We start from the raw sequence: 16,468 nt of genomic DNA, 5'->3' as shown, positions 1-16,468 counted from the left end.
TGGTGGCGGGCAGCGACCTGGCGGCCGATGGCGACAAGACCATCGATGCCAGCGTGACCAGCACCGACGCGGCGGGCAACAGCGCCACCGCGACCGACAGCGAAGGCTACGGGGTCGACACCACGGCCACCCGTGCGCCGACCGTCGTCATAGTGGATGACTCCAACAACGACCAGCTGCTGACCAAAGGGGAGATCGGCAATGATCAGATCCAGGTGCGGGCCGGGGTCAGCAATAGTGACCTGGTTGCAGGTGGCAAGGTTACCTTGACCATCAACAATGGTGGCACCGAGAGTACGGTCGAGCTGAAGCTGGTCAATGGTGTGCTGATGTTGGCAAGCGGGCAGCCTGCAAACGGCTTTGTTTACAACAATGGGACCATTAGCTGGACGGAGACGACCCCGGCCAATGGTAAGGCGTTGGCGGTGACAGCGACCCAGACCGACAAGGCCGGCAATGAATCCCTGCCGGGCAGCGACATGGCAACCATTTTGAATGAAGCCCCAGAGACGGCGGACAAGCAAGCCAGGGGTCTGGAGGATGCTGCCAGCATCGCCATACCTGCGCTCTCTGGCAGTGACATCGATGGTACTGTCGTGAGCTTTACCATCAAGAGCTTGCCTGCCAATGGTGTCTTGCTGCTTGATGGCGTGCCAGTGACGGAAAATCAGAGTGTTCAGGCTGTGGATGCCGGCAAACTGACCTTTGTACCGAGTGCCGACTGGAATGGCGACACCAGCTTCAGTTATGTAGCCGTAGACAATGAAGGGCTGGCCGACGCAACTCCTGCCACCGTGACCATCAGGGTAGAAGCGGTCAACGATCTGCCGACTCTGGGAATTTCCAATGGTGCGATTGTGTCCGAAGAAGGCTTGCCCAACGGCATCGCCGATGACAGTGGCAACCCGGATACCACGGATGCCAAGAGCATGTCCGGCACTATCTCCGTCGGTGATGTGGACAGCAGCAGCGTGGCTGTTTCACTGGGCGGACCGGCAGGGCTGACCTCTGGTGGCGCCGAGGTGAAGTGGAGTTGGGACGCCGGTAGCAAGACGCTGGTTGGCTATACCGGTACCCTGGGAAGCGACGGCTACAAGGCGGTGGTCGAGGTCAAGCTGACCGCACCGAACGCCAGTGGCAAGGGTGATTGGGCCTATGATCTGACCCTCAAGGCGCCGCTTGACCACCCGGTCAAGGGCCAGGAGGATTCCCTGTCGTTCCAGCTGGACGTCAAGGTCTCCGATGGCAAGGGCACGACCACAGGTAAGCTGAATGTCACCGTCGAGGATGATGCGCCGATCGCTGGCGATGCCGCAGCAGTCTCTGTTGTCAAGACAAATATTCCAGATGTGCTGATCGGGGTATTTGATCTGACCAAGTTCAGTGGCAACAGGGCCCTGGTCGATTTGGCTGGCTTTACCATCACAGCTAAGGGGTTCACCTCTGCAACAAACTCAACTCTGATTGATGCCAGTGTCAATGGTTCCAATGCAGGGTTGGGGGTATCCAGCGTGGCCGGGCCGTACCACAACATCGCCAACGAGATAGACTTCCGTCACTTCGCGAACGGAACCTCTGCCTCCGAGCAGTTAATTGTGAAGCTGGATCCGGGCACCGTTGCCTATGGTGCAAACATCAAGTTCAGCCAGATGTTCGGTGGTGAGCTGGAGAGCGGCGTGGTCGAGTTCTACCGGGCTGGTGTGCTGATCGGTACTCAGACCTTCAGCTCTAATGCGACCAGTGGCGATTACGCCGAGAACTTCCAGGTGCAGCAAGGCGGCTTTGACACCATGGTGATCAAGGCTACCAATAACGGCAACACCAATACCTCGGACAACAGCGACCTGACGGTGAAGAGCATAGAGTTCCTCGGTGCCACCACGGCACCGGCCATCGCTTACGGTTCGGGCACTGTCACTCCGCAGTGGGGGGCTGATGGCAAGGGCTATATGCAGCTGCTCGGCTCCAACGAGACTGGGTTGACCACGGCCACCGGCAAGCTGATCACCACTACCATGGAGTCAACCAATACCCTGATAGGTAAGGCCAGCGATGGCACCCTGGTGTTCCGTCTGGAATTTACCCCGGCCACCGGCAAGTGGGAGTTCTTCCAGTACCAGAACATGTCCAGGCCACTGGGTGACGGTGATATCGACTTCCAGATCAAGGTGGTGGATGCGGATGGCGATTCCAGCCTGGGCTCTTTCGCGACCAAGCCGCTGTTTACTCCGATAGTGCAGTCGGTTTCCAGCGAGAGCGCAGCGGAAGGCGGCAATCTGCTGCATACGGTGGTGCTGTCTGACGCGACCCAGGAGGCGACCCAGTTTGACTTCGCCATCAGGGGCAGCGGTACCAACCCGGCTTCCAACCTTGATTGGGGCACTGCCCAATTTAGCAATGGGGTTATCTACAACAGCGCCACCGGCAAGATCACTGTACCGGCCGGGGTATCCGGCTTTACCGTGACCATACCGACAGTGAACGATCGCCTGGTCGAGGCGAACGAGACCCTGACGGTGACCGTGGGTGGCCAGAACGGCACAGGTACCATCATCGACAACGACCGTGCCCCTGTGACCACGGGTGGACACGGTGTCGGGACGGAAGACACTCCGCTGGTACTGAAATGGTCCCAGTTTGGTGCCAGTGATGATCAGGCTGCGTCTGATCTGAGCGTGCAGATCAATACCTTGCCGCAAAATGGCAAGCTGGAGTATCTCAATGCGGCCGGTCAGTGGATTGCCGTGAAGGCAGGAGATCTCATCTCCTACGCCGATATCGACAGTGGCCATCTGCGCTTTGTGCCCGGTCTCAATGAATCCAGCACCAGTACCGTCAATGGCAACAGTGCGACGACGGGCAACCAGCAAGGGGACTACGCCAGCCTGGGTTACCAGATCAGCGACGGTGCCAACCTGAGCAACTCAGGCAAGCTGGTGATTGACATCGCTGCCGTGGCTGACAAGCCGGTGGTGGATATCAGCCTGACCGGCAATGGCGTGCCGCTCTATACCCAATATCCGTCGTCCGGTATCTCGACCGGTGCGTTCCAGAGCGGCAACTTCAACAAAGGCAGCTTCGGGATCAACAATAGCCTGACCGACAGCACCGCCAGCCAGGATCAAGTGGTTGGCGGCAATGGCAACGACTACATCGTCAGTGTGAAGGGCGGCGGCGACTACTTCGTCGGTGGTCTGGGAAATGACGTACTAGTCGGTGGCAATTCTGTCTCGGGCGATACACTCGATGGCGGCGTGGGTAACGATATTCTGGTCGCCGGACTGGGTGGCGACACCCTGTATGGCGGTGCCGGTACCGACCTCGCCGTGCTGATGGGCTCGCGCGCCAACTATGTCATCGAGCGCAGAAGTGATGGTGGCTTCAACTTCCTGGTGAAGGAGAATGGCACCACCATCAGCAAGTCGCTCTACGATATCGAGCTGGTTCAGTTTGATGACGGCATCTACCAGTTCAATCAGACCGATGGCACCCTGACGGCAGTTCAGCCCAGCGTGGTGGATTATCCCCTCGAGATCAGTGCTTCCCTTACCGATCGGGATGGCAGTGAACAGCTCGACAGCCTGGTGCTGAGCGGCATGCCCAGTGGGGCGACCCTGTATCAGGGCGGCACTGTGTTGGGCACCGTTGGTGCGGATGGCAAGCTGACGCTCACCGGCCTCTGGAACCAGAGCTCACTGGACGTCAAGCTGACCGGTCTGACCCTGCGGGTGCCGGGCAGCAATGCGGGTCAGTTTGACCTCAAGGTGGAGGCCATCGCCAAGGAGGTGGTGACCGACCAGGCCAGCAGCGCATCGGATCAGGATTCGATCCGCATGAGCTACTTCCTCTCCACAGAAGGGGAGCCGGGCGATCAAAACCGTGTTTACGGCAGCGAGCACAATATCGTGGTCGGCGACCTGGACGGCAGCGTGGTGTTGTCAGGCCAGAACTACAACATCGCCTTTATGGTCGACAGCTCGGGCAGTATCGGTGCTACCGCCATGAATACCATCAAGGCCCAGTTGGCACAGGTCTTCTCGAGCCTCAAGGCGAGTGCCGGTACCGATGGCGCCGGGACGGTCAATATCTTCCTGGTGGACTTCGATACCCTGGCCAACAAGTCGGTCAGTGTGAACCTGAAAGACAGCAATGCCCTGAGCCAGCTGCAAGCCATTCTCGACAGCATGGATGGCAGCTCCAGCAATGGCGGCGGCACCAACTATGAGGACGTGTTCAAGACCACGGCCAACTGGTTCAACGGTTCGACCGCTCAGGGCAACAGCAATGCCAAGAACCTGACTTACTTCATTACCGATGGTAGGCCGACTTACTATTTGGGCAGTGAAGGCTCCAATCCGCTGGTTGATGACTACACGAACAACAGCAAGGATGTGTATCTCAATCAGCTGCTGCAAAGTGGCTATGTACCCGGTCAGGTATACAAGAGTGGTAACTTCACTGTGATTGATGCACAGGGCATCGTGTACAAGAGCGATACTTCAGGCAAGGTATCCGCGATTGGTTACATACGCCCTGATGGTCTGGGTGGTTATACCTACTCGACTCTGGACGGTGATGGCCGAAATACCTCCAGTACTACGATTACCAACTCCGTCGCCGGTTTTGCCCTGCTGACGGGGATGGGGGTCACGGTGGAGGCGATCGGCCTGGGAGCCAATATCTCCTACAACGACCTGAAGTCCTATGACTCCGATGGCGTGATTCAGACTGGGGTCAACGCCTCTGATCTGGCCAACGCCATCCTGGGTACTTCCGTCAACAACCTGCCGGGCAGTGACAGGATCGATGGCGGTGCCGGTGACGATATCCTGTTCGGTGATGCGGTTCACTTCGCGGGCGTCAACGGAGAAGGCTACGCGGCCATCAAGCAGTACGTGGCTGGCAAGCTGAGTGCCGGTTCGGTGACCGATGCCCAGGTTCATGACTACATCACGGATCACGCCAGCGAGTTCGATCAGTCCTCCACCAATGACAAGGCGGATGTGCTGATTGGCGGAGAAGGCAACGATATCCTGTTTGGTCAGGGTGGTGACGACTTCCTGTTCGGTGGTGCCGGCAACGACATCCTGTTCGGCGGTAGTGGCAACGATACCCTGTATGGTGAGAGTGGCAACGATACCCTGTACGGCGGTAGCGGCAACGATACCCTGTATGGTGGTGCCGGCAACGACACCCTGAGTGGCGGTCTGGGCAACGACATCCTGGTCGGTGGTCTGGGCAACGACATCCTCAAGGGGGATGCGGGGGCCGATATCTTCACCTGGCAGCAGGGGGATACCACGGCAGGCTCCATCGCCAAGGATTACGTGGTTGACTTCTCCAAAGCTGAGGGTGACAAGCTGGATCTGAGCGATCTGCTGGATCACGATGGTTCCCGCAACCAGAACGATCTGAAGAGCCTGCTCTCTGTGTTCCAGGACAGCGAGGGTGTGCATCTGCAGGTCAAGGAGACCAGCACGGCTTCGGTGACTCAGGAGATAGTGCTGATGAACCACACGTTCGACAGTCTCACCGGCAGCGCGGCGTCTACCTCTTCTCAGGTGATCGACTACATGCTGAGCAACAATCTGCTGGATATCGACAAGTAATCCCGTCAGGGCAGGGCAACAAGCGGCAGAGCAATCTGCCGCTTTTTTTATGTCTGGCCATGGTGGGACTGATGGCTGGGGTTTTGCCACGGATATCAAGGATGTGGCTCACACAGGCAAGCCGGGGTGCGATCGAGTGGCCAGTTTGCTATTGATAAGTGTGCAGATAGCCCAGCCTTGAGCCGAATCTCGCTTTTTTTCATCAAGTTCCGTCATCATCTTGCCGACATAGGATAAGAATACGGGTCGTGTTGGGATTCTGACCCTTCTATACTATGGCGAGACTCGGAAAACGGACGTAAGGGCTTTATATGGCGAGCATATTGGATTCAGTGGATCAACGTACCCAGCTGGTAGGGGAGAACCGTCTGGAGTTGTTGATGTTCCGTTTGGGATCCCGACAGCTGTTTGCTATCAACGTCTTCAAGGTGCGGGAAGTGGTCAAGCTGCCCCATCTCAACAAGATGCCGGGGGCGCACCATAACATCAGCGGGGTGGCCAACATCCGTGGTACCTCGATTCCGGTGATCGACCTGCGCAGCGCCATCGGCATGCGCGCCATGCCTATCGACAGCGAGTCCAACCTCATCATCACGGAGTACAACCGCACCATTCAGGGTTTCCTGGTGGGGCAGGTGGCCCATATCGTCAACATGACCTGGAAGGACATACTGCCGCCGCCGCGCTCCGCCGGGCGGGCCAACTACCTGACTGCCATCACCCGCATTCCCGAAGATGGTATCGACCAGATCGTCGAGATCATCGACGTGGAGAAGGTGCTGGCCGAGATCATCACCTACGACATCCGTATCTCTGAAGAGGTGTTGGATAGGGAGATACTGCCCGAAATGCATGGCCGCAAGGTGCTCATCGTCGATGACTCCAGCACGGCCCGCAATCTGGTGCGGGAAACCCTGGCCCAGCTGGGTCTTGAGGTAATCGAGTGCCAGGATGGCCTGCAGGCGCTCAATCTGCTCAAGGGGTGGTGCGATGCGGGCAAGAAGGTGACCGACGAGATCCTGTTGATGATCACGGATGCGGAGATGCCGGAGATGGATGGCTACCGCCTGACCCACGAGATCCGCAGTGATGCCCGCATGTCCGATCTCTTCATCACGCTCAATACTTCTCTGAGTGGCAACTTCAACGAGGCCATGGTCAAGAAAGTGGGGTGTGACCGCTTCATCTCCAAATTCCAGCCAGACCTGCTGGTCGGGGTGGCTCAGGAGCGGTTGCGCCAGATACTGGAACGCTGATGGTCATGGAAACAAAGATCCCGCCTCGGCGGGATCTTTGTTTTGGGCCGGCAGGGCCCTCTTCTGCGTATGGCTATTGGGGCGTTATTGGGTCAGCAGGGGCTCGATAAAGCTGGCGACCCGGTCGCGGATCAGCGGCTGGGCCGCGGCCGTGGGGTGGATTCCATCGTTCATCATGAGTTCAGGGCGCAGCGCAATATCATCCATGAAGAAGGGCATTAGCGGCAGCTGGTTGGCAGCCGCCAGCTCAGGGAAGATCTGCTCGAACTGGCGCAGGTAGCGGGCTCCGTAATTGCGGGGCAGCTGGATCTGGGTCAGCACGGTTTTCACCTGCTGCGCCTTGGTCAAGGCCACCATGCTGGCCAGGTTGTCACGGGTGATGGCGGGTGCGAACCCGCGCAGCCCGTCGTTACCCCCCAACTCGATCAGCACCCAGTCCGGTTGATGCTCCTTGAGCAGGGCGGGCAGGCGGGCCAGGGCCCCCTGCGTGGTCTCACCGCTGATGCTGGCGTTGACCAGCTGATGCTTGCCGCCCTGCTGCTGCCATTTCTGATTGAGCAGGGCTGGCCAGCTCTGCTCCGCTGGCATCTGATAGCCTGCGCTCAGACTGTCACCCAGCACCAGCAGGGTCTGGGCCTGTACCGATGAAACCAGGCAACACAAGGCGAACAGGAAACGTGTCATGTATTCAACTCCCATCATTCATTGTCATCAAGGGTCCGGGCAAACGGGATATGTGTGATGATGCCAACACCCAGCATGCATTGTCATTCAATGCCCGGGTGAGCAGGATATACATCATGGGTTCAATCCCCACTTTTTGGCTCGGGCAAACAGGAAACGCATCATGAGTTCAACTCCCATCATTGTCGTCAAGGGTCTGGGCAAAACCGTTCGCCTGGGCCAGGAAAGCCTCACCATCCTTGAAGGGATCGACCTGCAAGTCAATACCGGCGAGACCCTGGCGCTGGTCGGCGCCTCCGGCTCCGGCAAATCCACCCTGCTGGGGCTGCTGGCTGGGCTGGATCTGCCGAGCCAGGGGGATATAGAGATCCTCGGCCAGTCGCTGGTGCAGCTGGACGAGGAGGGCCGTGCCCGCCTGCGTGCCGAGCAGGTGGGCTTCATCTTCCAGTCCTTCCTGCTGCTGCCCACCCTGAGCGCGCTGGAGAACGTCATGTTGCCTGCCGAGCTGCGTGGCGAGACCCGCTGCGAGCCGAGGGCGCGCGAGTTGCTGGCGGCGGTGGGGCTCCGCGAGCGCCTGCACCATCTGCCGCCGCGCCTCTCCGGCGGTGAACAGCAGCGGGTCGCCATCGCCCGCGCCTTCATGACAAGGCCCAGCCTGCTGTTGGCCGATGAGCCGACCGGGAATCTGGACAGCAAGACGGGGGAGACGGTGATCGAACTCTTGTTCCAGCTCAATCGCGAGCACGGCACCACGCTCGTGGTGGTGACCCATGACCACGAGCTGGCCCAGCGTTGTCAGCGGCAACTGGTGATGGCGGCGGGACGACTGGAGACGGATACGGCGGCATCCGGTGCCGTTGCGGCCTCCCGAGTCCGGGAGCCGCTATGAGTCGGTGGCGATTGGGAGTGAAGCTGTTGCGGCGGGAAGGCTTCAATGGCGAGCTGCGCTGGTTTGTGCTGGCACTGGCATTGAGTGTGGCCTGTGTGCTCAGCGTGGCCCTGGTGGCGGATCGGCTGGATGCGGGGCTCAAGGCCTCGGGGCGTGACTTTATCGGCGCCGATCGGGCGCTGCGCTCAGCCACACCGGCACCGGCCGCCTGGCTCGAGCAGGCGGAAAAAGCGGGCCTGTCAGTGCAGACCACGGTCAGTTTCAACAGCATGCTGTTTCATGGCGATGCATTGCAGTTGGCCTCTATCCGGGCCGTACCGAGCGATTTCCCCTTCTACGGCAAGTTGGCCCTCAGCCCCCAGCGCGCGCCAGCGCCTGGCGAGATTTGGCTCTCGGCCCGGGTGATGCAGTTACTGGAGGCGAAAATTGGTGATGAACTGGAGGTGGGCAACACCCGGCTCAGTGTCGCGGGCGAACTGGGTCAGGAGCCGGATCAGGGCTTCAGTCCCTTCCTGCTGGCACCCAGGGCCCTGATCCACAGCGCTGACATAGAGGCGACCGGTGCCCTGCTGCCGGGCAGTCGCCAGCAGTGGCGCTACCTGTTCAAGGGGACACGTGAGGACGTTGCCAGCTATGAGCGTTGGCTCAGGCCCCAGCTCAAAGCGGGGCAGAAGCTGATCAAGCCGGACGATCAGGGCTCCCAGGTGGGGCGTTCGCTGGCCAATGCTGAGCGCTTCTTCCGGCTCGCCTCTCTGGCGGGGGTGTTGCTGGGGGCGCTGGCCATGGGCATAGCGGTGCGCCACTTCGCCGAGCGTCAGACCAACATGGTGGCGCTGCTCAAGACGCTGGGGGCTTCCCGTCGCACGCTCTGGCAACTTATGGGCACCCTGCTGTTCTCCCTGACGTTGGTGGGGGCGCTAATCGGTCTGGTGGCGGGCAGCGCCATGCAGTGGCTGACCCTGCATCTGCTGGGCAACTTGCTGCCAGCCGATCTGCCACTGCCGTCGTGGCGACCCTTTGCCCTCGGTCTGGCGGTCGCCTTCTTCATCACCCTGCTGCTGGCCTTTGTGCCCTTCCTGCGCCTGCTCAAGGTGCCACCGCTGCGGGTGCTGCGCCGTGAGCTGGAAGCAGGGATCCCGCCCTGGCTGGCACTGCCGGTCGCGCTGCTCGGCCTGTTTGGCCTGGTGTGGGGTTTTACCGCCGATGCGACACTGGCGTTGGGGCTGATCGGCGGCATGGGCCTGCTGATGGGGCTGCTGGCGCTGCTCGCTTCCCTGCTGCTGCGGTTTGGTCGCCGGGTCAAGGGCCCTCATGCGCTGCGCCTGGCCATCAGCCACCTCTCCCGCGAGCGCGGCAGCGGCTTGTTCCAGCTGGCCGGCTTTGCGTTGGCGCTCATGCTGTTCGGTCTGCTGTGGGCGGCGCGGGTCGACCTGCTCGACGAGTTTTCCGCTCGCCTGCCGGCGGATGCCCCCAACCGCTTCCTGGTCAACATAGCCGACCACGAGCGGGAGGGGATCCTGGCCGATTTGCGCAGTGCCGGCGCCCAGACGTCAGATTTCTATCCCATGGTGCGGGGCCGGCTGGTCAGCATCGCCAGCGAGGCGGTGCGAGACAGCGACGAGGATGGCCGTGAAGGGGTGAACCGCGAGCTCAACTTCACCACCACAACCAGCCTGCCGCCGGACAATACCCTGACCGAGGGGCGCTGGCTGGATGGCCCCGGGCAGGTGTCGGTGGACAAGGAGCTGGCCAAGCGGCTCGACATAGCGCTCGGCGACACCCTGGGCTTCACCATAGAGGGGCGTAGCTTCAAGGCGCAGGTGACCAGCTTGCGGGCCATCAAGTGGGACAACATGCGGCCCAACTTCTACATGATCTTCTCGCCGGATGTGCTGGCCTCCTTCTCCCAGACCTGGCTCGGCAGCTATCGGCTGCCGGAGCAGGGGCGGGTGGCGGAGGTGGAGTTGATCCGCAGACACCCCACAGTGAGCCTCATCGATGTGGACGATCTGATCGTGCGGCTGACGGCTGTGTCTGAACAGGTGAGCCGGGCGTTGGGGCTGATGCTGGGGCTGGTGACAGTCGCGGCCTTGCTGGTGCTGCTGACCCAGACTCAGGCCAGCATGGCCCACCGCCGCCGTGAGCTGTTGCTGATGCGTACGCTGGGGGCCAGCAGCGAGCTGCTCAAGAAGATGCTGCGCTGGGAGCTGGTCGCCAGCGGCTTGCTGGCGGGGTTGTGCGCCGCCATTGTGGTCGAGCTCTGCTCCTTGGGTCTGCAATGGTGGTGGTTTGAGGGACAGTGGCAGTTCCACTGGGCCATCTGGGGTGGTTTGCCCTTGCTGGGAGCCCTGCTGGTGACGCTGGCGGGGCAGGGCATGCAGCGCCAGTTGCTGGCGGGCACTCTGAGCGATCGGCTGCGTGGTCTGGGTCAGGGCCTGCTGTAATCACACCATGCTGCGCTGATGCAGCAAGGTGCAACAACGGATCAGCCCGGCCAATGGCCGGGCTGATTGCTATCCGGTTGTCTGACTAGCGGGGAGCGCTCAACAGATTGGCGAGGGCCTGGGGCAGGTCCGGGTAGGTGAAGTGAAAGCCGGCCTGTTGCAGGCGGGCGGGTAATACCTTCTGGCCGGTGAGCAGCAGGTCCGCCGCCTCACCCATCAGCAGTTGCAACAGGGGTGCCGGCACGAAGAAGAGGTGTGGTCGATGCAGGGTGCTGGCCAGGCTCTGGCTGAACTCGCGATTGCTGACCGGCTGTGGCGCCGTGCCGTTGAAGATGCCGTCACACTCGTCGTGTTCCAGCAGGAACAGCATGGCGCGCACCAGATCCTGAATGTGGATCCAGCTCATGATCTGCTGGCCCGTCCCCATGGGGCCGCCGAGACCGAGTCGATAGGGGGGCAGCATCTTGGGCAGTGCGCCGCCATCGGTGCCGAGCACCAGCCCGATGCGCACTATGCAGACCCGGGTGCGGTTGCTACGGGCCTCGCGGGCCAGGGTTTCCCACTGCTGGCAGAGTTGGTGAGTGAACTCGTCGTGGGGTGTCTGGCACTGCTCGTCCAGCGGCACATCCCCCTGCCTGCCATACCAGCCGATGGCGGAGGCATTGATCAGCACCTTGGGCGGCGTACTGGAGAGCTTGATGAGATCGACCAGCTGTTCGGTCAGCAGCCAGCGGCTGTCACACAGCAGCTGCTTGCGCTGCTCGCTCCAGCGTCCCGCGGCGATGGGCTCTCCCGCCAAGTTGATGACGGCATCCACGTCGTTGAGGTCGTCGAGTCCATCCAGATTGTCGAGCAGTGTGATGTCGTGGCCGAGCAGCTCATAGGCGCGGCTCCCCTGACGGGTCAGCACCACCACCTCGTGATTCACCTTGAGATGGGCCACCAGACGGCGGCCGATAAAACCGGTTCCTCCCGTGATCAGTATTTTCATGTCCAGACTCCCTGAAGCTGTTGGCTCTACTCTAGTGGGCTAGAGCAAGATGAACAAGCAACTGTTTTTGCAAAGATTATAATCTTCACAGTACAGGGGGAAGTGAGGCTTGGACCGCGCCGGGGAGTGAGGGTGGCGAGGTAAAGATGTCAGGCTCCAGAGCCGTTGATGATGCGGCTGCAAGCCCTGTTTCGACGAGGTTCGGTGCTAATCAGGCCAAGCCTTCTTGCTGTTGTTTGTGTTAGAATGACTTGTCAGGGGGCGGAGAGTCGTCGGGTTGCCCGCTTGTTCGCCGTTGCCGTGAGGATGAGCATGCCGTTTCGTCGTTTAAGGTTACGCCAGTTCTACACCCGGCTGGGGGCATCCCTGCTGGCGAGTCTACTCCCCATGTTGCTGGGGGCCTTGATCATCTCATGGCAGACCTTCTCTGGTATGAAGCAGGATGCTGAGGAGCGGCTGCTGCATGCCAAGCGCATGTTTGACCGTACCCTGGACAATGCCCACTATGCTGCGTCCAGGGTGCAGGGCTATGTGGGACGACCTTGCGCCGAGGTGGTACAGGGACTGCGGGACCAGGTGGCGACTGTGCCGGATGTGCGCACCGTCAACCTGGCCAGGGGAGAGACCCTTTATTGCTCGTCCCTCTACGGCGACTATAGCGGTGCCTTCACCCTGGCCGACTATTCCGGTGGTCAGCTCAACCTGATGCGGGGCAACCCTCTGACGCCGGATAGGCCGCTGGTTGTCTATCGGAAGGTGGTGGGGGATTACAGCGTGCTGGTCGGGGTGGATGGCTACTATCTGCACAATACTCTCGACATGCTGAGCCGCAATTCGCCGCTGGCGCTGGTGGTGGGATCACAGGTCATGCTGGCCAGCGGCATGGTCAGCGAGGAGATCCCGCCCAAAACGCGAGGCTATCTGGAGCAGGTATCGGAGAAGTATCAATACCGGGTGGTCACTGATCTGTCTCACGATGAGTACGGCAGCCACCTCTGGCACTACTCCAAGGCCAGCATCATCATCTATCCCCTGCTGGGCATACTGGTAGGGATTGGCGTGTTCTGGCTGACTGGCCGCTCGACATCCCCTTCACAAGAGCTGCGGCGCGCACTGGAACAGGGGGAGTTCATCCCCTATCTGCAACCTGTGGTGACGGGGGATGACGCGCACTGGTGTGGCTGCGAGGTGCTGATGCGCTGGCAGCACCCCCGTCAGGGGCAGATCTCGCCAGATCGCTTCATTCCGCTGGCGGAAGACAGTGGCCTGATCGTGCCCATGACCCGGTTGCTGATGGAGCAGGTGCGCGATCAGTTTGCCGGCGCTGTGCATACCTTGCCCAGGGGATTCCACTTCGGCTTCAACATCAGTGCCAATCACTGCAAGGATCTGAGCCTGGTGGCGGATTGCCGCGACTTCATCAACGCCTTCAGGGAGAACCCCATCAAGCTGGTGCTGGAGCTGACCGAGCGCGAGCTCATAGTGGCGGACGAAGTGACAGACCGGCTCTTCGCCGAGCTGCATCAGCTGGGGGTCTTCATCGCCATCGATGACTTTGGTACCGGCCACTCCAGCCTCAGCTATCTGCAGCAGTTTCAGGTCGACTTTCTCAAGATCGATAAAAGCTTCGTCGGCATGATCGGCTCGGATGCGCTCTCCAGCCACATAGTGGAGAACGTTATCGACCTGGCGACCCGGCTCGGTCTGTTGCTGGTCGCCGAGGGCGTGGAGAACGAGGTGCAGGCGGCTTATCTGCGGGCGCGTCAGGTGACCTTCCTGCAGGGCTATCTCTATGGCCGCCCCATGCCGATGAAGGAGTTCGCCAGAGCACTGAGCGCCTGAGAAGTCCGGTTTTCCCGCAGTGGGACATAAAAAAACCAGCGACAGATGTCGCTGGTTTTTTTCATGCGGTGGCTCGTCAGAGCATGCGGGTGAGGGCGCGAGTCAGTCGCTTGACCCCCTCCTCTATGGTGGCCTCGTCCACGCAAGAGAAGCTCAGCCGCAAGGTGTTCTGGATCTCGGGGCGGACATAGAAGGGGGCGCCGGGCACGAAGGCCACCTTCTCCTTGATCGCCTCGTCAAACAGCGCCATGGCGCTGACGCTGGCGGGCAGGGTCAGCCAGAGGAACATGCCCCCTTCCGGTCGCGTATAGCTGACGCCGGGCGGGCAGTGGCGGGCCAGAGCAGCCTCCATGGCGGCACGCTGGCGGCCATAGACCTCCTTGATCTTCTCCAGATGGGCATCCAGCGAGTTGTCGATCAGGAAGCGATGCAGCACCTGCTGGCTGAAGGCGTTGCTGTGCAGGTCGGTGGCTTGCTTGGCGATGGTCACCTTCTTGCGCAGCCAGTCCGGCACCAGCATCCAGCCCAGCCGGAAGGCAGGCACCACCGTCTTGGAGAAGGAACCGAGCAGTACTGTATTGTTCGGGGCCAGCTTGGCGATAGGGGGCAGGTGTTCGCCCTCGAAACGCAGCTCGCCATAGGGATCGTCTTCGACCATCAGCAGCTCGTGGCGGACCAGTCGCTCGGCCAACGCCTCGCGGTTGGCACGGCTGTAGGAGACGCCGCTCGGGTTCTGGAAGTTGGGCACGCCGTAGAGCAGCTTGGCGTTGGAGCCGCTGGCCAGCAGCGCATCCAGCGCCGCCAGATCCAGCCCCTCTTCTCCCAGCGTGATGGGCTTGAAGGCGGGCTGATAGACGGAGAAGGCCTGGATGGCGCCGAGGTAACCCGGCTCTTCGATGATGAGATCCTGACCCTCGTCGATCAGCACCTTGCCCAGCAGATCCAGCGCCTGCTGGGAGCCGCTGGTGATGAGGATGTTGTCCGGGTTGACGCGCATGCCGTGGCGGGCCAGATAGCGGTCGGCTATGTACTGGCGCAGGGGGGCGAAGCCCTCGGTGGCGGCATATTGCAGTGCGGCGGCACCCTGTTCGCGCAACACGTCCTGGCAGGCCTGGTCGATGGCCTTGACCGGGAACAGGTGCGGGTTGGGCAGGCCACCGGCAAAGGAGATGATCTCCGGATTGGCGGCGACTTTGAGGATCTCGCGAATAAAGGAAGGCTCTACCTTCTCGAAGCGCTGGGCAAAAAACGGCTGCATAGGATTCTCTCTGGCATGGTGAGCGGTCGCTCCATTCGACCGCCAAGTTATCCGTTTGTATCAGATTTAAAAAAGGAGGCAATGGCTGTAACAAAAATCAATAAAAAAGGGCAAGTTTGGCACCTGCCCGAATTTTATCGGCCGAGGGTGGCCGTGGAGCGCCAAAAGCCCTGAATTGGTCCGGGATCAGCGCGCGTCATTGACGGCTTGCCGGCGTTACAAGCCTGGCTCCTTGAGGAAGCGGATCATCAGATCCGTGTTGGCGCTGAGTTGCTGCTCCACCCGGCCCGGGAACAGCTCGGCCATCGTGTCGAGGCGGTCATACTGGGTATGCCAGATTTTGCCCCACTGGGTCTCGCTGCCCCGGTCGCAGGCACTCTTGCTGGCGTCGTCGTAGCAGTCCCACAGCGCCGGATTGGTGGTCTGGGAGTAGCCGTCATAGCCATCCGCCCCGTTGATGGTAAAGTTGGTGGCCTCCACGTAGGCGATGGGTACCCCCAGGCAGGCAAACGGAGCATGATCCGACCAGCTGCCGGTTTCCCCTGCCGGATAGCCGGCGTAGCTGGGGTGGATGGCCAACGGGGTGGCGGTCAGCTTGGAGATGGCCAGCAGGCGATCCCGCACCTTGGGATCGAAGCTATAACGGCCCGGTTCGGCGCAGTTGTACTCGGTCACGTCGGAGTGGGCGGAGTGGACGTAGACGACATCGCCACCGGCTATGGTGTCGTAGTTCACCATGGCCAGCAGGCGGGCAATGGCGGTACTGTCCAGGCTGGTCGCATAGGCCCTGGAGCCGTTGAGGCCGTTCTCTTCTGCACCGAAGAAGGCGAAGCGTACCGTGTAGGGCAAGGTCTGCCCCTTGAGCGCCTCGGCGACCGCCAGCAGGGCCGCAACGCCGGCGCCGTTGTCGGTGGCCCCTTCAGAACCTTTTTTGTCGCCCGTACTGTCGTAGTGGGCGCCGATCAGGATCACCTTGTCACTCTGCCCCTTGAGCTCGGCGATGAGGTTCTGGGAGCGTTTGCTGGCACCGCTCTTGGTGTAGGTGAACGGCTGGTTTTGCACCTCGTAACCCCAGCCGGCCAGATGATCCTGGATCCAGGCGGCGGCACGGGTCTCGGCCTCGGAGCCCGTGGGTCTGGCCCCAATCCCTTCGGCGGTCGAGCTCAACTGCACCAGATACTCATAGGCCTGCTCGGCGGCAGTGGGGGCCTGTGAATCATTGGTAGAGGTGTTGCACCCTGCCAGCAGGGCTGTGATGGCAAACGCCAATGCTGTGTGTTTCATACTGCAATCCTTTGTTGTATATGGTTTTATTTGTGCAGGCCAGCATGCGCCCGGCGCCTGGCAGATTCTGTGAACGGGGTGGCATTTGTCAATCGTGGTGGCTGAATTGGTCCGGGTCGGGGGATTTGTTTCGCGAAACACTTGCGCCTTGGGCCTATCTTGGGATAATTCGCTACCCAGTTTCGCGGATGGATGACATAACGCGCCATTC

9 protein-coding genes are annotated in these 16,468 nt (G+C 60.8%); 5 read left to right on the top strand and 4 right to left on the bottom strand.

The window, feature by feature from the left end; translation table 11 throughout:
* The coding region (locus GWQ22_RS09495) for a type I secretion C-terminal target domain-containing protein (RefSeq protein WP_275930137.1) at positions 1–5,609 on the top strand (5,609 nt) is incomplete at its 5' end.
* Between the two features lie 311 nt (positions 5,610–5,920).
* Positions 5,921–6,865 carry a chemotaxis protein CheV gene (locus GWQ22_RS09490; protein ID WP_275930136.1) on the top strand — a complete coding sequence of 315 codons (945 nt, stop codon included), beginning with the start codon at positions 5,921–5,923 and terminating at the stop codon, positions 6,863–6,865.
* Between the two features lie 84 nt (positions 6,866–6,949).
* Here the strand turns inward: GWQ22_RS09490 and GWQ22_RS09485 are convergent, their stop codons facing one another.
* Positions 6,950–7,549 (bottom strand): arylesterase, encoded by a 600-nt coding sequence (locus GWQ22_RS09485; RefSeq protein ID WP_108537916.1) that lies wholly within the window; start codon positions 7,547–7,549, stop codon positions 6,950–6,952.
* A 163-nt stretch (positions 7,550–7,712) separates the two neighbouring features.
* On the opposite strand from GWQ22_RS09485, the gene GWQ22_RS09480 reads away from it, so the two are divergent.
* Entirely contained in the window at positions 7,713–8,438 is a 726-nt protein-coding gene (locus GWQ22_RS09480; RefSeq protein WP_275930135.1) for an ABC transporter ATP-binding protein, read from the top strand.
* Complete coding sequence (locus GWQ22_RS09475) at positions 8,435–10,882, top strand: FtsX-like permease family protein (RefSeq protein WP_275930134.1); 2,448 nt, start codon at positions 8,435–8,437, stop codon at positions 10,880–10,882. Before GWQ22_RS09480 ends, GWQ22_RS09475 begins: the two co-directional genes overlap by 4 nt.
* Positions 10,883–10,967: 85 nt before the next feature.
* Here GWQ22_RS09475 and GWQ22_RS09470 read toward each other — a convergent pair whose 3' ends face one another.
* Positions 10,968–11,873 (bottom strand): TIGR01777 family oxidoreductase, encoded by a 906-nt coding sequence (locus GWQ22_RS09470; RefSeq protein ID WP_275930133.1) that lies wholly within the window; start codon positions 11,871–11,873, stop codon positions 10,968–10,970.
* Between the two features lie 312 nt (positions 11,874–12,185).
* Here GWQ22_RS09470 and GWQ22_RS09465 point away from each other — a divergent pair, with 312 nt between their 5' ends.
* Complete coding sequence (locus GWQ22_RS09465; RefSeq protein ID WP_275930132.1) at positions 12,186–13,715, top strand: cyclic diguanylate phosphodiesterase; 1,530 nt, start codon at positions 12,186–12,188, stop codon at positions 13,713–13,715.
* A 76-nt stretch (positions 13,716–13,791) separates the two neighbouring features.
* On the opposite strand, the gene GWQ22_RS09460 is transcribed toward GWQ22_RS09465, so the two are convergent.
* Positions 13,792–14,973: a PLP-dependent aminotransferase family protein gene (locus GWQ22_RS09460; RefSeq protein ID WP_042037562.1), complete on the bottom strand. Its 1,182-nt coding sequence runs from the start codon at positions 14,971–14,973 to the stop codon at positions 13,792–13,794.
* A gap of 216 nt (positions 14,974–15,189) precedes the next feature.
* Positions 15,190–16,257, bottom strand: coding sequence for a M20/M25/M40 family metallo-hydrolase (locus tag GWQ22_RS09455; protein ID WP_275930131.1), 1,068 nt, complete (start codon positions 16,255–16,257; stop codon positions 15,190–15,192).
* Between the last annotated feature and the right edge of the window lie 211 nt (positions 16,258–16,468).

The sequence above is a fragment of the Aeromonas sp. 1HA1 genome (assembly GCF_029237385.1).
In the GTDB taxonomy this organism is placed as follows: Bacteria; Pseudomonadota; Gammaproteobacteria; order Enterobacterales; family Aeromonadaceae; genus Aeromonas; species Aeromonas popoffii.
Note: the sequence above shows the minus strand (reverse complement) of the source record. Positions and strands in the feature narration are given on the sequence as shown.